This is a genomic window from Streptacidiphilus sp. PAMC 29251 (assembly GCF_054208735.2).
The window spans coordinates 8880636-8898629 of the sequence record NZ_CM135725.2 but is presented as its reverse complement, the minus strand read 5'-3'; the positions used below and the strand labels follow the sequence as shown (position 1 = coordinate 8898629).

The 17994-nt window shown below is 70.7% G+C and carries 8 protein-coding genes and 1 pseudogene; 4 read left to right on the top strand and 5 right to left on the bottom strand.

All coding sequences use genetic code 11. The features are described 5' to 3' along the window. Positions 1-18 precede the first annotated feature (18 nt). From ACXKR8_RS42165 to ACXKR8_RS42155, 3 genes and pseudogenes are all read right to left on the bottom strand, one after another. Positions 19-105: pseudogene (locus tag ACXKR8_RS42165) on the bottom strand (hypothetical protein); the annotation flags it as partial. Then, entirely contained in the window at positions 102-4172 is a 4071-nt protein-coding gene (locus ACXKR8_RS42160) for an RHS repeat domain-containing protein (protein ID WP_462100063.1), read from the bottom strand. The gene ACXKR8_RS42160 and the pseudogene ACXKR8_RS42165, both read right to left, overlap by 4 nt. Continuing rightward, a complete protein-coding gene (locus ACXKR8_RS42155) occupies positions 4163-5782 on the bottom strand; it encodes a hypothetical protein (protein ID WP_462100062.1) in 1620 nt (539 codons plus the stop codon). The genes ACXKR8_RS42160 and ACXKR8_RS42155 overlap by 10 nt, the downstream gene beginning before the upstream one ends. A gap of 461 nt (positions 5783-6243) precedes the next feature. Here ACXKR8_RS42155 and ACXKR8_RS42150 point away from each other — a divergent pair, with 461 nt between their 5' ends. Together ACXKR8_RS42150 and ACXKR8_RS42145 are read left to right on the top strand one after the other, a co-directional pair. Next, complete coding sequence (locus ACXKR8_RS42150; protein ID WP_458269795.1) at positions 6244-11310, top strand: hypothetical protein; 5067 nt, start codon at positions 6244-6246, stop codon at positions 11308-11310. Between the two features lie 226 nt (positions 11311-11536). Then, positions 11537-12628 (top strand): Gfo/Idh/MocA family protein, encoded by a 1092-nt coding sequence (locus ACXKR8_RS42145; protein ID WP_458269794.1) that lies wholly within the window; start codon positions 11537-11539, stop codon positions 12626-12628. Positions 12629-12719: 91 nt separating this feature from the next. Here the strand turns inward: ACXKR8_RS42145 and ACXKR8_RS42140 are convergent, their stop codons facing one another. Continuing rightward, positions 12720-13733 carry a LacI family DNA-binding transcriptional regulator gene (locus tag ACXKR8_RS42140; RefSeq protein ID WP_458269793.1) on the bottom strand — a complete coding sequence of 338 codons (1014 nt, stop codon included), beginning with the start codon at positions 13731-13733 and terminating at the stop codon, positions 12720-12722. A 175-nt stretch (positions 13734-13908) separates the two neighbouring features. On the opposite strand from ACXKR8_RS42140, the gene ACXKR8_RS42135 reads away from it, so the two are divergent. Together ACXKR8_RS42135 and ACXKR8_RS42130 are read left to right on the top strand one after the other, a co-directional pair. Then, positions 13909-15876: a discoidin domain-containing protein gene (locus tag ACXKR8_RS42135; RefSeq protein ID WP_458269792.1), complete on the top strand. Its 1968-nt coding sequence runs from the start codon at positions 13909-13911 to the stop codon at positions 15874-15876. A 147-nt stretch (positions 15877-16023) separates the two neighbouring features. Beyond that, positions 16024-17256: a DUF3533 domain-containing protein gene (locus ACXKR8_RS42130; protein WP_458269791.1), complete on the top strand. Its 1233-nt coding sequence runs from the start codon at positions 16024-16026 to the stop codon at positions 17254-17256. Positions 17257-17292: 36 nt separating this feature from the next. Here the strand turns inward: ACXKR8_RS42130 and ACXKR8_RS42125 are convergent, their stop codons facing one another. Beyond that, the gene (locus tag ACXKR8_RS42125) at positions 17293-17994 is read right to left on the bottom strand and encodes an MBL fold metallo-hydrolase (protein WP_458269790.1); all 702 of its coding nucleotides are present in this window, start codon (positions 17992-17994) and stop codon (positions 17293-17295) included.

Sequence of the window (17994 nt, the reverse complement as noted above, 5' to 3'; positions counted from 1 at the left end):
GTAGGTGTAGCCGTTGGCCTGCTGGGGGTCGGCCTCGAAGACCGGGTCCAGGCTGATGAAGCGGCCCAGGGTGGTGTCGTACTGGCGGGCGCCGACCGTGGTCAGCGCGTCGCTGCTGTCCTGGGGTTTGTCGAGGAAGCCGTTGGGGTCGAGCCAACTGCCGCCGGGGCCGGGCCGCGGGGGGCGCCGTAGGGGGTGTACTGCTGCCAGGACGGGTTCTTCGCGGTGCTGTCGAGGCTGACCGTCGCGGTGCCGTGCTGGTCGGAGAGGGTGAAGCCGTAGCCGGTGTTGGACACGACGGCCTCGCCGCCGCCCGGCAGGGCGTAGGCGCGCAGGTTGGTCAGGATGTTGGTCGTGGTGTTGAGGGTGATCTGCTGGCTGGGCAGGAACAGGGTGGTGCTGCCGGGGTCGGCGCGTTCGATCACGGCGCCGGTGGCGTCGTAGTCGTAGCTGGTGGTGTTGCTCCCGGTACTGGCGCTCTGCAGTTCGCCCTCGTCGTTCCAGGTCAGGGTCTGCTGGCCGGCCGGGGTGGCGCGGGAGGTGGTGGAGCCCAGGCCGTTGTAGCAGTAGGTGCTGCTACTGCTGCTGGCTCCGGTGACGGTGGAGGTGGCCAGGGTGTGCGGGCCGCTGCTGGTGGGGCATCCGGTGGCGCTGCCGCCGTAGACGTCGGTGGTGGTGGTGTCGGTACCACCGGTCAGCGAGTGCTGGGTCTGGGTCTTGGTCTGGCCCAGTACGTCGTAGCTCCAGCTGGTCCAGTAGGCGCTGCCGGCCACCCCGTCACTGACCGTGCTGGTGACGTTCGCGCTGGTGGGCTGGGTGCTGCAGCTGCTGGCGGCGCTGGAGGTGGTCCAGGCCTGGGCCAGGCGGTCGAGGCCGTCGTAGCCGTAGCACTGGGTCTCGGTGGTGGTGCCGTTGCGGACGTCGGTCTGCGAGGTGACGTTGCCGGAAGGGTCGTAGGTGTCACTGGTGTCGTCCAGCGGGGTGCTGGAGACCGCGGTGTTGACCACGTTCTGGTCGGTCAGCCGCCCGGTGTGCGGGTCGTAGGTGTTGGAGACGGAGGCCTTGTTGGTGGCTGATCCGACGACCTCCTGGGCGACCTGCCCGAGGGCGGTGTAGGAGATGTCCTGGACGTAGCCGTTGGCCCCGCCCAGGGTGGAGGGCTCGTCCAGGCCGCGGTAGGCCGAGTAGCCGGTGGTCAGCACTTCCTGGGCCATGCCGCCGGCGGCCGGGACCAGGGTGGCCTTGGGCAGGCCGGTGGTGGGGGTGTAGGAGTGCTTGTAGGTGTAGGTGCCGGCCAGCGCGGTGCTGCCGGGGACGGTGTAGGCCTCGCCGAGGGACTCGCCGAAGATGTTGAAGCCCTGGGCCTGGGTGGTGAAGGTGCCGTCGGGGGTGGTGGAGGTCTGGGTGGTGAGCTGCCCGATCGGGTAGGTCATCCCGGCCACGGCGTTGTTGCTGTTGTCGTAGGTCCAGGAGCCGATCTGGTTGCCGGTGGACTGGTTCGCCAGGGTGGCGTCGTACTCGGCGGTCTTCCGGTTCAGCTTGTCGTAGGTGAACGACAGGGTGTGTCCGGCCGAGTCGGTGGACTGCAGGGTGTTGCCGACCGCGTCGTAGAGCGTGGGCGAGTTGGCCGGGGTGGAGCCGGCGTCGGGGTCGGACTTGGTGACCGGGTTGCCGAGGAAGTCGTAGCCGGTGCTCCAGGTGTCGCCGGCCGGATCGATGGTCTGGTAGGCCAGGCCCTGGGCGTTGAAGGTGTACTTGGTGGCCTGGGTGGTCCCGCCGGTGATGCCGGCCGTGGTGAACCCGCCGGCCACTGCGGTGCTGACGGTGGGCGCGGTGGCGTACTGGTCCTTCTCGGTGGTGCGTCCCAGCGCGTCGACGACGGTCGCTCCGGCCGGGGCCCCGGTCGGGGGCACCGAGACCGTGCGGTCGCCGAAGTACTGGGTGTAGGCCTTCTCCTTGACCTGGGAGTCGTCCAGGGCGGTGACCACGGTGGGTCGGCCCTGGCCGTCGTAGGAGGTCAGGGTCTGCTGGTCGGCCTTGTTGTCGGCGACCGTCACCAGACCGGAGCCCGGGTTGGCGGTCGGATCCAGGTAGTTGGTGTTGGTCTTGTAGGTCCAGCCGTGGGTGTCGTAGAAGGTGTCGCTGACGACCCGTCCGGTGCCGGTGCTGACCGCCTGGTCCTGGGTCTGCCGCTCCCGCAGCAGGGCGTCGTACAGGATGGTGGAGGTCGAGTAGCCCGACTCGTCGTTCATCTGCTGGCTGGTCACCACGACCGGGGCGGTCACACCGGAGGCGGGGAACGAGTAGCTGTAGACCTGGTTGGCCGGAAGGCTGGTGGCGCGCGAGCTCTTCCACACCGCCAGCGTGCGGCCCAGTCCGTCCGAGTGCACGGTGGTGGTGACGCCGTTGATGTCGGTCGAGGAGAGCGTCAGTTCGCGTTCGGGGTCGAGGACGGTGGTGGCGCTCTGGTGCAGGGCGTTGGTCGCCTTGATCCCGGTCGTGGTCAGCCAGGTGGTGGTGGTGTACGAGGTGTCGGTCTCGTTCCCGTTGGCGTCGAACGCCGCGGTGGGGCGGCCGTAGGCGTCGTAGACGGTGGCGGTCTTGGTCTTGTACGTGAACGCGCCGCCGCTGTACCCGGTCGCGTCCTGTTCCACCGAGTCGTCACCGAGCGTCGGCGCGGCCTGCGGCCAGCTGGGCGAGGTGGCCTGGGGCCAGGTGGACGCCAGGGTCGGGTTGTCGTAGAAGGTGCGGGTGTCCGAGACCACGTCGGTGGCCTTGTTCAGCGTCGTCGGCGCGGTCAGCGCGTTGGTCTGCGCCGCGGTCGGGGCGCTGGCACCGGCCGGTGAACTGCCGCCGCACGGCTTGTCGTCGGTCTCGGTCTCGGCGACCAGGCCGACCAGGTTCAATGTGGTGTTCGCCGGGGCGTACGCGGTCCGGGTGCAGGTCTCCTGCGAGGTGGCCGTGCCGGCCCGGGCCAGGTCACCGTGGGAGTAGGAGTAGAGCTCCATCCCGAAGGTGAGCGAATCGGGGTTGGTGTCGAAGGTGGTGTCCGACTCGGTGGTGCGCCAGGCCGTCGGGGTGGTGCCGGTCAGGGCCTGCCGGTTCCAGCTCTCGACCTGGCCGACCGCGTTGGCGGTCAGCGCGGGCAGTCCGGTGCGGGGCCGGGTCAGCGTGGCCGGTGAGACCCAGTACGAGTTGATGCTGGAGTGGTCGACCGGGCCGCCGTCGTAGGTGTAGGTGGCCGTCTCCAGCAGGTTCCCGGCGAGTTGGTCGCTGTCGGTGTGCTTGCCGCCCTGGGAGTCGGTCAGGGTGACCGCACGGGTGGAGCTGGACGAGAGCCAGTCCGCGTCCATGCCGCGGTAGTACCAGTTCTCGGACTCGGTCAGCGGGTCGGTGCCCTGTCCGGTGCGGGTCTGCACGTCCCCGAAGCCGCGCCACTGCCCGTAGGTGCGGTACTTCGCCTGCACCAGGTCGTTGTCGTCGTAGTGCCAGGCCCCCGCACCGATGTACTTGTATCCGGTGAACAGGCCCGCCGAGCCGCCCGAGGGGTCGGACTGCGAGACGGACTTCACCACGTACTTGTTGAACCAGTCCGTGTAAGGGCTGCCGCTCGTCGCCCACACCACCGGGAAGCAGGAGGCGGTGTTGGTCGACGGGGTCAGCGAGGCGATGCTCGCCGCGGTGCACGGGGTGACCAGCTCGTACTGGACGCTGATCACACTGCCGGTCTCGGTGGTGATCGCCCCGATCCGGTTGCGGTTCAGCGGCCCGAACCCGGCCCCCACACCGGTGGTGTAGTTCACCCGGTTGGCCAGCATCGTCGGCGTGAAACTGACCTTCGGCAGCGCGGCCGCAGGACCGCCCGCGTTGGTGTCGTCACCGGTATGGGTGATCGAACTCAGCCACAGGGTCGAGGTGTTGAAGGTCCCGGTGGTCGGGATCAACTGCCCCAGCGACCATGTGTCGACGTCGTTGTAGGCGGTGCCGTTCCACTGCTCCGTCTCGATCTTCGTCAGCCGCAGCGTGGAGAAGAAGGCGGGCCCGTAGCTGGTGCAGGTGGCGCCCTGGGCACAGATCAGGTCGAACGGGACGTCCGGCCAGTTCGGCGCGTTGGTGGCGTTCAACGGGTCGCAGGTGCCGGACACGCAGCGCTCGCCGGGCGTCAGCTGCACCTTCTCGGGACGGTCCCGTAGGCGTTGCCCGCGGTGAAGCCGTAGTCGATGTGGTCCAGGTGCGAGTCGCGGATGTAGGGGACGTTGTGGGCCCCGTTGTCCTCGGCGTAGTAGTTGGTGTCCTGCCCGTAGTAGTAGGCCATCGCGCTGCCGCGCAGGTCGGTGACGTAGTCCAGGTGCCACCGGTAGGCCATGGTGCACACCGAGGCGGTGAAGCCCGAGGTGGAGTGGCACGGGTCACCGGCGTTGGCGGAGTACACCGGCTCGGAGTCGACCGACTTGGTGGTGGGCTTGCCCGAGGTCCAGCCCGGCAGCTCGTTGCGCCCGAACTGGTAGACGGTGCCCGAGCGGTCGGTGACGGTCCAGTAGTCGGTGTTGTAGGTGCCGGAGCCGTTGCTGCTGTCGGTCACATGGGTGACCACGTCGCCGTCGTCGCTGGCCGGCTTCCAGGTGCCCTTGGTTCCCTTGGTGGCGTCCCAGATGAGCTGCGTGGTGGTGCCGTTCAGGGACAGGCTCAGCAGCGGCCCGTCGTAGCACATGTCGCCGGTCTTGTCGGCGGCCGGCAGGGTCACGCCCTCCGGATCGTCACCGCAGGTGACGAAGGACTGCTCGATGAAGGAGTCCGCCATCGACCAGCCGTCGCCGATCCACGAGGACTGGGACTGGGTGGAAGCGGTCTGCCCGTCCACGCTGCCGGAGTCGTAGGACAGGCCGATCGTGGGCGCCAGCGCCGAGACCGCCGGCGGAACCGTGATCGGGTAGGAGTAGTCGAAGGAGCCGGACGAGCCGCCCGAACTCCAGGAACCGGACGGCTTGAGCGAGGTCGCGCCGTACTGGCCGCCCGCACCGCCCCCGCTGCCGGAGGAGACCGACGCCGTCGCCGCGATCAGCATCGCACCGCCCGCGGCGGCCGACGACGGCGTCGCCTCGGTGGCAAGCGAGGAGGCCCCGGCCGCGGCCGCGCCCAGGGTCACCGTGGCGGACAGCGACTTCGCCGACCCGTCGTTCGTGGTCGCCAACGGCGTCTGCACCCGGCAGGCAGCCAGCTGAGGGGTGGTCAGGGCGCAGGCGGGCAGGCTCACCAGGTGCAGCCGGGAGGCGTAGTCGCCGCCGTAGGCCTGGGCGAAGGAGGAGTAGTCCACGCCCACCCGCACCGCGCCGCGACCGGCCCCGGCCGGGGTGACCTGCGCGAGCAGGCCGCTGACGCCGACGGCGGTGGCCGCGCTGTGGCCGAGCACCTTGACACCCAGTGAGGAGGGGCCGGCGTAGCCGCCCTTCTTGTCCGGCAGCGCCTGCCCCCACACCGGGTTCCCGGCCGACCCGCCCTGCTTCAGCGGCACCGCGCTGGTGGAGGAGGCCGGAAAGTGGGTGGCGGTCGCGGTGTAGTTCGCCGGCTCCTTGGGGCGGGGCGCGGCCTTGGACTTGACCTCGGTCACCGGCACCGGGTGGCCCAACGCCGGCTTCGGCGCCGCAGCCTCAGCCGTCGCCGCCCTCGGGGTGGCCAGGGCCGAGCCGGTGATGCCCAGTTGGGCGATCAGAGCGGCCGCGACGATCAGGGCGACCCGCACCCAGACCGCCCGATGCCCGCTCCACCAGAGCTTCGCCTTCACCACTGCCCCCCACGTACTGGTGACCGTCTCGCCGATCAGCGAACGCCGACGTCAGGACCGCATGTCCATGTCCAGTCAGCGTTGATCACGCGAACGTTAGCAGCCGTCCGAAGGTGCAATGCAGCGACCCAGGACAAGGAAGTCGAGGGCAATCCACCCATATGCTGAATTTCCTGAACAAAAGATTGGGTGAGCTGCGCCACAATAACATATGGAATTAACCGTTCCGCTTTCTTGCATTAGCCCGAAGGCAAGACGTCAATTCCTCGGAAATCACCATCCGGGTAAAGATCTCCCCAAGATTCAATGACGAAAGTCATGAATGCGACTATTAGCCCTCCCCTTCTGTCATGGCCAGAGCCACCGGAGTCCCGGCTCGGCAATACTCCGACCACGGGGGGCGATCGGCGCCCCGACCCGTGCCGACAGGAACAAAAAGGGCAATGACGATACAACGACGCATGCGCGCGCACCGCGGAGGGATGGCGGCCCTGCTGGCCGCCGCCCTCGCCGCGGCCACGCTCACCGCCACCGCCACCGCTCAGGCGGCCGCTCCCACCACCGCACCCACGCCGGCCGCCGCCGCGGCGGCCCCGACCGGGCTGCTGTCCGCGCAACAGGCCTCGGCGCGGGCCCGGTCGACCGGCAAGCCGGTGGAAGTCACGTCGCTGACCTCAGAGACCTCGCTGACCGAGGCCAACCCGAACGGCACCCTGACGCTGACCGAGTCGGCCCTGCCCAGCCGCGTGCGCCAGCACGGGAAGTGGACGAACCTGGACGCGACCCTCAAGGCGAACCCGGACGGAACCCTGTCCCCGGCCGCCTCGCTGAACCAGGTGGTCCTGTCCGGCGGCGGCGCCGCCCCGCTCGCCTCGCTCTACAGCGGCGGCCAGGGCCTGTCCCTGACCCTGCCGATCACCCTGCCGCACCCGAAGCTGTCCGGACCCAGCGCCGTGTACGCCGACGTCCTGCCCGGCGTGGATCTGACGGTGACCGTGCAGACCAGCGGAGCGGTCAGTGACGTGTTCACCGTGCGCACCCCGGCCGCGGCCCGCGACCCCCGGCTGGCGAGCCTGCTCACCAGCAAGACCACCACCACCCGCGGGCTGAAGGTCCAGTCCGACGCGGCCGGCGATCTGGCCGTGACCGACCCGGCCGGCCGGCCGCTCTACACCGCCCCCGCCGCCCGCGCCTGGGACTCGGCCACCGCGCCCGCACCCACCCAGCCCCCCGCCGGCGGCATCACGCCGCAGGCCGAGTCCCAGGTCCAGGCCGAGTCCCAGGCCCAGGCCGCCACCGCCGACCGCGCCGCCGCGGCCGGCCAGACCGCCCCCACCTCGACGTTCGGCGCCCCCGGCCGCAACGCCCATGTGGCCACGCTGAAGGTCGCCGCCCGCCCGGGGTCCATCGCCCTGGCCGCGCCCAGTGCACTGCTGACCGGGCCGGGAACGGTCTGGCCGGTCTTCCTGGATCCGACGTTCTCCCCGGAGTACGGCAACACCGGCTGGTCCAGCCCGGGTTCAGGGGTCGGCGGCGACAGCTACTGGAAGAAGAGCGTCTCCTACAGCGGTGACGCCGAGGTCGGCAACAGCGGCGATGTGCAGGGGGAGGCGATGAGCCTGTTCGACTTCCCGGTCGACCTGAAGACCCTGCGCGGCGCGAAGATCTACGACGCCGTGTTCGGCATCAAGGAGGACTACTCCTGGGCCTGCCCGACCTCGGGGCACAACCAGACCGTGAACTTCTACGCCCCCTCGGGCACGCTGACCTCCTCCAACGCCACCTGGAACGCCTGGGTGAGCAACCTGGGCAGTTCCGTCGACTCGCACTCCTTCGCCCTGGGCTACAACTCCAGCTGCCCCGCCAACTACACCCCGACGTTCGAGGTGAAGGACCAGATCATCAATGACATCTCCACGAGCAAGGGCACCCAGACCCTGGTGATGCGGGCGGCCGACCACAGCGACAACTACGCCTTCAAGCAGTTCGACACCAAGACCGCCCAGCTGACCGTCACCTACGACCAGTACCCCAACACCCCGGCCGGGTTGTACACCTCACCGGCCACGCACTGCTCGGGCACCACCCTCGGAGACACCTCGGTCACCCTGTACGCCCCGGTCTCCACTGTCACCAAGGCGCATCTGACCACCACGTTCCACCTGTACAAGACCAGCGACACGGCCAAGACCAACCTGCTGACCAGCGCCAACGGCATCGCCTCCGACACCTACGGCGGGGCCTCGGGACAGGTCGCGGTACTGACGCCCAGTGAGGCGTTCTACAAGGCGCAGGCCGGCGGTGCCGCCACCTCGTTCAGCTGGATCGCGCAGACCACCGACAGCACGCTGACCTCCGCCTGGTCCGCCCCGTGCACCTTCACCTGGGACCCGACCCGGCCCGGCGCGCCCACCATCACCCCCAACCCCAGCCCGCCCGCCGACGCGGTGACCTGCCCCACCCTCGACGTTCCGGCCGGAACGATCCAGGCGGTCGGCTCGACCTGCTCGTTCAACTTCGCCCCGCCCACCGGCAGCACCACCGTCTCCGGGTACATCTACCAGGTCAACCAGGACGCCCCGCAGACCGTGTCGGCCACCACCGGCGCCACCGTCAGCGTGCGGCTGCAGCGGCTGGTCAACACCCTGACCGTCAGCGCGCTGTCCCCCGGCGGCAACCTCGGCTCACCGGTCACCACCTGGTTCGACGGCAGCCCGCTGAGCCCGGCCGCCAAGGACGGCGACCTGACCGGTGATGGCTTCCCCGACCTGATCGTGCCCGGCAACGCCAGCACCGCGCTGCCCCCCGGCCTGTGGCTGGCCGGCGGTGGCGCCAACGGCACCGTCGCCCCCAACGGCACCAACATCGGCGCCAACGGCCTGGGCATCAACACCGCCACCGTCAGCCCGGGCGACTGGAACGGCGCACAGGCCGTCACCGGTGACTTCTGCGGCTACGGCGAACAGGACGTGCTGGCCTACTTCCCCACCGGCGCCAACGCCGGCGGCGGGAGCGTGGTCTGCAACGACGGCAGCAGCGGTTCGCTGCGCCTGGGCGATCCCACCGACGCCGGCTCCGACTCCGCACCGTTCGTGATCAGTGCGGGCTCCTTCGAGGACGAGTCCGGCAACACCGCCACCCAGGTCGCCACGGCCGGCAACACCAGCGGCAAGGGCACCGGCATCCCCGACGTGCTGGCCACCGTCAACAACCGGCTGGTGCTGTTCTACGCGCAGTCCCCCAACGGCTACACCGGTGACTCGGGATTCGACCCGATGTGCGTGGACGGCGGCTGCTTCGCGCTCAGTGCGCTGAACACCCCCGACGGCACCCAGGACTGGAACAGCTGGACCATCGCCACCGCCCAGCTGTCCTCGGGCACCGCGCTGTACCTGTGGAACGCCACCACCGGCGCCCTGGACCTGTGGACCGGCCTGTCCCTGTCCACCCCCACCGGCACCACCCTGGCCACCACCGGCCAATACACCATCTACTCGTCCGGGTGGAACGCCGGAGCCAGTCGGATCCTGCGCGCCGCCGACTTCAGCGGCAACGGCATCCCCGACCTCTGGGCCACCGACCCCACCACCGGCAGCACCACCGCCCTGGTCCTCCCCAGCCTGACGAACAACCCGACCATCGTCCCCGGCGTACCGTCCACCCCCAGCACCGCCACCCACGCCTGGCAGCTCAACGACTACGGCGCCGACGCCACCGCCCCCACCACCGCCGCCGATGACACCAGCGGCACCCCGCTGAACCTCACCGGCAGCTCCGGGGTCAGCGCCAACACCGGCGACGCCTTCAGTCCGGACGTCGACCTGATCGCCGCCGAACACGACAGCCTGACCACCAGCACCAAGGCCGTCGACCTGACCAAGGACTTCACCGTCTCCGCCTGGGCCGACCCGACCGCCTACGGCGCCGTGCTGTCCCAGGAGGGGACGGCCGACTCCGGCCTGCGTCTGCTGGCCACCAGCAGCGGCTGGAAGTTCAGCCTCAACACCGGCGCCGGCACCGCCGCCGCCTACGACGACGTGATCGGCGGCAGCGTCCAACTCGGGTCCTGGACCCACCTGACCGCCACCTACAACCACACCACCAAGACCATGAACCTGTACGTCCACGACGTCCTGGTCGCCACTGGCACCCACACCGCCCCGGCCACCGGCGCGGGCGCGGCCTTCCGGGTCGGCGCCGACCAGAACGCCGGCGCGGTGGCGGACTACTTCACCGGCCGACTGGCCCAGGTGAAGACCTGGTCCGCGGCCGCACTGCCGCCGGCCCAGCCCTACACCCCGGCGAGCTACCACCAGTCCGTCACCGCCACCCGGGTGCTGGACACCCGTACCGCCACCGGCCCCGGGGTGACCAACACCAGCCCCAAGGCCCCGGTCGGCGCGAGCAGCATCGCCGGCGGCACGACCACCGCGTTGCAGATCAGCGGCCTCACCGTGGCACCCATCAGCGGCACCGCCGTCAGGATCCCCAACTCGGTGACCGCCGTGGCGATCGACGTCACCGTGGCCGCCCAGACCGGCAGTGGATTCGTCACCGCGTACGCCGACGGCACCCAGCACCCGCTGACCTCGTCCACCAACTACACCGCGAACAACAACACCACCGGCTACCAGATCGTCCCGGTCGGCGCCGACGGAAGAATCGACCTCTACAACGCGGGGAGCAGCAGCACCACCGTCGCCCTGATCGTCGACGTCACCGGCTACTTCACCAGTGACGCCGGCCTGGTCGGCGACCAGACCTACACCCCGCTGCCAGTAGCCACGCGCGCCCTGGACACCCGCACCAGCGTGGCCAACACCAACCTGCACGCCACCGGCCTGGTCGCGGCCGGCAGTTCCTTCACCCTGCAGATCGGCAACACCGACGGCGTCCCGGCGACGGCCTCCGCCGTCGCGCTGAACCTGACCGCCGTGGGCCAGGACGGCAACGGCTTCCTGGACGCCTACCCGGCCGGCGCCGCCCAGCCGACACTCACCAGTCTCACCTACACCACCGCGAACGCCATCGGCCTCGCGTCCACCGCCGCCGACGTTCCGCTCAGCAGCACCGGCGCCATCACCATCGCCAACCACAGCAGCAACACCGACGTCATCGTCGACATCTCCGGCTACTACACCACCGACACCAGCGGCCAGAAGTTCCACGCCGTCAACCCCACCCGCATGGTGGACACCCGCAACGGGACCGGCGCCAACGCGGTGGCGCCGATGCCCCCCATGAACACCTACGTCACCACACCGGCCAGCACCCAGCAGATCACCACCGCGACCACACCCACCCTGATCACCATGCTCACCGTGACCAACACCGCGCAGCTCGGAACCGCCGTCTTCTACCCCACCGGCACCACCAAACCGGGCACCTCCAACCTCAACTGGAACCTCGGGACCACCGCGGCCAACCTGGCGCTCATTCCCACCAGTGCCTCCGACCAGATCACCGCCTACAACCACAGCTCCGGCACCACTGACCTGATCATCGACTGCAGCGGCTACTTCGCCTGACCCGTCGCCCCCAAGCGACACAGCAACACGGCTGCACAGCGGGAACGGCGGGAACGGCGGGTGCGGAAACGTGCCCGCCGTTCCCGTGCGCCGACTGCGGCGGGGACGCCCCTCCCAGGTCACCTAAGCTGGGCGGCATGCCCAGTCACGACAGCGCCGCCACCTTCGAGAGCGTCGCCGAGCACGCGGGCACCGGCACGAGCCACCGCACACGAGAGGCGCACCGATGACCACGGACGCAGCGGGAACCTTCGCCCTGATCGGCACCGGCTGGAGGTCGGAGTTCTTCCTCCGGCTGGCCCGGCAGGCCCCCTCCCGGCTGCGGGTGTCCGGTGTGGTCAGCCGCAGCGCCGACCGCGGCGCCCAGGTGACCGCGGCCTGGGGCGTGCCGACCTTCCGCACCGTCAGCGAGCTGCTCGCGGCGACCGACAGCGAGTTCGTCATCCCCTGCGTGCCCTGGGACGCCAGCCCCGGGGTGATCACCGAGCTGGTCCAGGCCGGCGCCAAGGTCCTCGCCGAGACCCCGCCCGCCGCCGACCTGGCGGGCCTGCGGACGCTGTGGGCCGCGGTCGGCGACAGCGACGCGGTCCAGGTCGCCGAGCAGTACACCCGGATGCCCGCGCACGCCGTCCGCGGCGCCCTGGTCGACCTCGGCGCGATCGGCGAGGTCGGCTCGGTGCAGATCTCCTCCACCCACCTCTACCACGCCGTCGCGCTGATCCGCAGGCTGCTCGGGGTCGGCTTCACCCCGGCGACCGTGCACGCCCAGAACTTCACCGCACCGCTGGTCGACCCGCTGAACCGGGACGGCTGGACCGGCGACGACGCCGCCAAGCCCGCCGCCACCACCCTGGCCACCCTCGACTTCGGCGGCCCGATGGGCCTGTACGACTTCACCGACAACCAGTGGTGGAACCCGCTGCGGGCCCGGCGGCTCACCGTCCGCGGCTCGCACGGCGAGATCGTGGACGACACCCTGACCCGGCTGGCGGACCCGCGCAGCGTGGTCGACTCGCCGCTGGTGCGCCGCCGGGCCGGCGTGGACCTCAACCTCGAAGGCGTCGACCTGGACCACATCAGCGTCGACGGCGAGGTGCTGTGGCGGAACCGGCTGGTCGGAGCCAGGCTCTCGGAGGACGATCTGGCCGTCACCGACCTGCTGCTCGACACCGTCGCCTGGTGCCGCGGCGAGGGCCCCGCGCCCTATCCGCTGGCCGAGGGCTGCCAGGACCACCAGCTCAGCCTGGCGATCCTGGAGTCGCTGCGCACCGGCGGCGCGGTGACCACCACCCGTGAACCCTGGGCCGACCAGGCCTGACGAACCGTCAGCAAGAGGCCGGACCTGACGACCTGTCAGTGAGGGGCCGGACCTGACGACCTGTCAGTGAGGGGCCGGGCCTGACGAACCGTCAGCGAGCCATCGGCCCGGTGGAGCCGCGGACCACCAGGCGGGTGGCCAGCTCGATGTGGAGGGTGTCGACGGCCTGCCGTTCCAGCAGTCGGATCAGCAGTGAGACCGCCAACCGGCCCATCTCCGCCAGCGGTTGACGCACCGTGGTGAGCATCGGCACGGTGCTGTGGCTGAGGTCGATGTCGTCGAATCCGGCGATCGACAGATCGTCAGGAACCCGCAGCCCGCGCTCCTGGGCCGCCCGCATCGCGCCGACCGCGGCCTTGTCGTTGAAGGCGACCAGCGCGGTCGGCCGCTCCGGCAGGTCGAGCAGTTCCCCGGCGGCTCGGTAACCCCCGGCGACCGTGGGCTCGATGCTGCGGAAGAGCTCGGGCGGGCTCAGCGTGCCGGCGTCGGCGAGCGCCGAGGTGTGGCCCACCACGCGGGACTCGCTGGCGAGCCACTCCCGGGGGCCGCCGATGACCCCGATCCGGCGGTGGCCGAGGGCGGTCAGGTGCGCGGTGACACTGCGGGCGCCGGCGACGTGCGCCGCAGAGACCGAGGCGATGCCGCGCGGCAGCAGCGTCCTGGGGTCGACCACCACGAACGGGAAGCCCTGGGCGTGCAGCGCCTCGATCTCCGCGCTGGGCTCCGGCGGCAGGATCAGGATCGCCCCGGCGATGGTCGGGTCCTGCGGCAGCGTCCCCAGCACGGCGGTGTGCTGGGCGGCCTCCCCCGCCCCCAGCACCAGCCGTCGGTGGTGCAGGTCCAGAGCCTCAGCGATCGAGGAGACGATCAGTCCGAAGTAGTCAGTGAGCACATAGGGGCAGCGCACATAGACCGCGCCCCCGGTCGCGCCGCGCCGGGCCGGAGCCGGGGCACCGAGCCGGTCGACCGCGCGCCGGACCAGCTCTGCCGTCTCCGGGGTGACCTGGACCTGACCGTTCATCACCCGCGACACCGTGGCGATCGACACGCCCGCCTCGGCGGCGATGGCGCGGACCGTGACCCTGGACCCCGGCGGCCTACCCACGTGTTACAGGGTTTCGTTTCATACCTCGCAGCCTAGCCGCTTGCCGCGCTTCCTGTACAAAACCTTGACAGCCCAAACCACGGCCGCTTACCTGGGTTTCGCGGATGTTCCAGAAATAGTTTCATTTTGTTTCATCCCTGTCCCGTTCCACCCGTGAAACGGAGAGCAGCCACCCATGCGGACTCCTCGTACCACCGTGCTGATCGCCACCAGCTGCGCCCTGGTCGCCACCGCGATCGCCGGCTCCGGACTCGGCAGCGCCTCCGCCGCCGACCGGCGGCACCCGCCGCGTCCCGCCGACTCGGCCCAGGTGTGGATCACCACCCCGGACGGCACCGACACCATGGCGAATCTGGGCACCGTCGCCTTCACCAGCACCCCGGCCGCCCCGGCGACCGCGCCGCCGACGGTGGTGGTCGATCCCAGCCGCACCTTCCAGACCATGACCGGGTTCGGCGCCGCCCTCACCGACTCCTCCGCGGCGGTGCTCTCCGCCCTCGCGCCGCAGGCCCGCACCGCCGCCATGAAGTCGCTGTTCGACCCCAGGACCGGGGACGGCCTGGACTACCTGCGCCAGCCGGTCGGCGCCTCCGACTTCGTCACCACCGCGGCCTACACCTACGACGACGTCCCGGCCGGGCAGAGCGACTACAGCCTCAAGCACTTCAGCGTCGCGCACGACCAGAAGCAGATCCTGCCGCTGCTGCGCCAGGCCGAGCAGCTCAACCCCAAGCTGCAGATCCTGGCCACCCCGTGGAGCCCGCCCGCCTGGATGAAGACCGGCGGCTCGCTGACCGGCGGCCGGCTGATCGACGACCCCAAGGTCTACCGCGCCTATGCCGCCTACCTGGTGAAGTTCATTCAGGCCTACCGCGCCAACGGGGTGCGGGTGGACGCGATCACGGTCCAGAACGAGCCGCAGAACCGCACCCCGGCCGGCTACCCCGGCACCGACATGCCCTCCTGGCAGGAGGCCAAGGTCATCGACCAGCTCGGCCCGATGCTGCACGCCGCAGGCCTGAGGACCACGATCCTCGGCTACGACCACAACTGGACCGAGCACCCCAACGACGCCGCCAACACCCCTCCCGACGAGACCGCCGACATCAACGACTACCCGCAGCAACTGCTGCAGTCCAGCGCGGCGAAGTACGTCTCCGGCACCGCCTACCACTGCTACTCCGGCGACCCCAGCGCGATGACCGCGCTGCACAACCAGTTCCCCAGCAAGGACATCTACTTCACCGAGTGCTCCGGCAGCGTGTCCGGCGTCCCGGCGAACACCTTCTCGGACACCCTCAAGTGGCACGCCCGCAACCTGGTCATCGGGGCCACCCGGAACTGGGCCAAGACCGTGGTCAACTGGAACATCGCGCTGGACCCGGCCGGCGGCCCGCACGTCGGCGGCTGCACCGGCTGCACCGCCGTGCTGACCGTCGCCCCGGACGGGACGGTGACCCGCAACGCCGAGTACTACACCCTCGGCCACCTGGCCCGCTTCGTGCAGCCGGGCGCGGTCCGGATCGCCAACACCTCCTTCGGCACCACCGGCTGGAACGGGCAGGTGGAGGACACCGCCTTCCGCAACCCGGACGGAAGCACCGTCCTGGTCGCCCACAACGAGAACGACAACCCGCAGACCTTCGCGGTGCAGGAAGGCAACCAGCACTTCGACTACACCCTGCCCGGCGGCGCGCTGGCCACCTTCGTCTGGCACGGCAGCTCCGGGACCAGGACCGCGCTGCGGCAGACCGACCCCAGCGGCTGGACCGCCACCGCCTCCCCGGCCGGCGCCACCGACACCCCCGCCAACGCCGTGGACGACGACGCCAGCACCCGCTACTCCACCGGTGCCGCCCAGACCCCCGGGCAGTACCTGCAGACCGACCTGGGCAAGGTGCGGCGGCTGCAGCAGGCGGTCTTCGACACCGGCGCCTCCATCGGCGACTACCCCCGCGGCTACACCGTCACCACCAGCACCGACGGCAGCCACTGGACCACCGCCGTCGCCGACGCGACCGGCACCGGCCAGTTCACCACCGTCGACCTGCACAACCAGCGGGTGCGCTACATCCGGATCACCCTCACCGCCGCCAGCGGAAGCTGGTGGAGCGTGGCCGACATGCGCACCTATCAGCATTGAGCGTGAAATCGGTCGTCCTGCACTAGTTTGAGCAGGACGACCGAGAAGGGGACGAGTGCCATGGCCACCGCGCAGGGTTCCCCACCGCCTCCCCCCGACCCACCGGCTCCGCCGAGCCCGCCTGGTCCGCCGAGGGCCACGGCGAGCATGATCCTGGGCAAGTGGCCGGTGTGGGTCTTCCCCTCCGTGCTGGTCACCCTGGTCTCCTTCTGTCTGGCCCTGGTGTACTCCGGCGGGATCGGCAACCCCCAGGGCTCGATGCACCACCTCCCGGTCGGGCTGATCAGCCGTGACGCCGGTCCCCTGGGTGAGCAGATGATCCGGGGGATCGCCGCCGCGCCGGACCCGGGCCAGCGGGTGGACTGGAAGATCATGACTCCGGCGCAGGCACAGGACGCCTTCGACTCCGGCCACCTCTACGGCGCCATCTCGGTGCCGGCCGACTTCACCGCCGCGCTCACCAGCATCACCGCCCCCGCCGGGACGGCCAGTACCACCAGCAGGCCGCAGGTCACCCTGCTGACCAACCCCGGCGCCGGCAGTCTGGCCTCCTCGCTGTCCACCGCCGTGGAACAGCAGGCCGTCCGGGCCTCCTCGAAGCAGATCGGCGCCCAGCTGACCGCCAAACTGCACGCCGCGGGAGGCAGGCCGAGCACCGCCCAGGCCATGCTGCTGGCCGACCCGATCAGCACCACCACCGCGCCGGGGCACGCCCTGGCCACCAGGACAGGCCTGGGGCTGACCGCCTTCTATGTGGCCCTGCTGGTGGTGATGTCGGGCTTCCTCGGCGCGAACATCATCAGCAGCGGGGTGGACGCCGCCCTCGGCTATGCGCCCAGCGAGCTGGGCCCGCGCCGCCAGGTGCGCAAACCGGTGCCGATCAGCCGCTTCCACACCCTGCTCGTCAAGATGACCATGTCAGCGGTGCTGTCGCTGGTGACCGCCACCGTGGTGGTGCTGGCCACGGCGGTGGTGGTGCGGCTGGCCATGCCGCACCTGTTCCAGCTGTGGCTGTTCGCGGTCTGCGCCAGCGCGGTGGTCGGCATCGGCGTGCAGGCCGTGGTCGCCATCTTCGGCGGCCTCGGACAGGTCGTCAGCATGTTCTTCTTCGTGGCCCTGGCCATCCCCTCGGCGGGCGCCACCATCCCGCTGGAGGCCGTGCCCGGCTTCTACCGCTTCCTGGCCCAGTTCGAGCCGATGCGGCAGATCAGCGGCGGAGTCCGGGCGATCATGTACTTCGACGCCAGGGCCGACGCAGGCCTGCAGCGCGCCTGGATCATGCTCGCCATCGGGCTGGCCATCGCCCTCGGCCTGGGCCTGGGCATCACCCGCTGGTACGACAGCCGCGGCTTCCACCGGATTCACCCCGGCGACGCGTAGGTCGGGGTCCCGCGTTCGGGGTCCAGCGTTCGGGGTTCATCGCGGCGGCTCCTTGGTGAGCTGCTCCAGGTACTGCTGGAAGGCCGGGATGCCCGCGGCCGAGATCGGCTCGCCGTGGGCGAAGCCGACCACCTCGACGCTGTCCGGGATGCGGCGGAGGCTGCTGCCCCGGGTGGCCGGGTCGGCGGCCAGGGCGGCCGGGCCGAGGGCGAGCCCGCCGCGGTGGAACAGCGCATCGCCCAGCAGCACGCTCCGGGTGGGTTCGTGGACCAGCACGACATGGCCGGGGCTGTGGCCCGGGGTGTGCAGCACCCGCAGTCCGTCCGAGCCCTCGATGAGTTGACCGTCCGTCAGCAGACCGTCCGGGGTGACTGGTTGCCAGTGCAGCAGCGGCAGTCGGTCGATCAGCCGGCCGACCGAACCGGAGCGCCCGGCCGCGGGCACCCGGCCGGCCTGCAGCCAGTCGGCGTCCGCCGCGTGGATCAGGATCCGCGCGCCGGTGCGGCGGCGGAGTTCGGCCGCGCCCTTCACATGGTCCGGGTGGGCGTGGGTGAGCACGATCCGCCTGATGTCGGCCGGGGCGCGGCCGAGTTCGGCCAGGGCGGCGAGCAGCGCCCCGGGGGCCTTGGCCCAGCCGACGTCGACCAGGGTGAGGCCGTCGTCGCCGTCGACCAGGAAGGCGTTGTCCCGCTTGCTGGTGGCCACCCGGGTCAGGCCGGGTGCGAGTTGCTGATGCAT